At 73.7% G+C, this 571-nt stretch carries 1 protein-coding gene and 1 rRNA gene; one reads left to right on the forward strand and one right to left on the reverse strand.

Annotated elements, in window-relative coordinates; all coding sequences use genetic code 11:
• The coding region (locus ACSNN9_RS28600) for a hypothetical protein (RefSeq protein WP_436676410.1) at positions 1–404 on the forward strand (404 nt) is incomplete at its 5' end.
• A 92-nt stretch (positions 405–496) separates the two neighbouring features.
• On the opposite strand, the gene rrf is transcribed toward ACSNN9_RS28600, so the two are convergent.
• A 5S ribosomal RNA gene (rrf, locus tag ACSNN9_RS28605) occupies positions 497–571 on the reverse strand; the annotation flags it as partial.

Here is a 571-nt window from a genome sequence, read left to right on the forward strand (position 1 = left end):
CCGCCACGGAAACCACCCTCGCGGTCACCACCGCGGAAGCCACCCGGACGGTCGCCACCCTCACGACGGTCGCCACCGCGGTAGCCGCCGGAGCGCTCGTCACCGTCCCGACGGAAGCCGCCTTCGCGGCGGTCGCCGCCACGGAAGCCGCCCTGGCGGTCGCCGGCGTCGCGGCGAGGGGCACCGCCGCGGGAGTCGCCGTCACGCGGACCGGACCGGAAGCCTCCCTCGCGGGGGGCGCCACCGCGGGAGTCGCCGTCACGACGGTCGCCGCCGGCATACCCGCCGCGCTGACCGCCCCGGTCCTCCCGGTACGGGGGCCGGTCGTCGCGGCGCGGCGCGCCCTCGCGCCCACCCGAACGGTCTTCGTAGCGACGGGGACGATCTCCGCCCTGCGATCCTGAACTCACAGGTACATCCTTCCTCATTGCGTCACCCACGACGCTAACGCAGTCGAGGGGCGACCCGGATGGGGCGCCCCTCGACTGGAAAAGTTGTCCGGCGGTGTCCTACTCTCCCACACCCTCCCGAGTGCAGTACCATCGGCGCTGGAGGGCTTAGCTTCCGGGTT

The sequence above is a fragment of the Micromonospora sp. URMC 107 genome, assembly GCF_051386315.1.
GTDB lineage: Bacteria > Actinomycetota > Actinomycetes > Mycobacteriales > Micromonosporaceae > Micromonospora.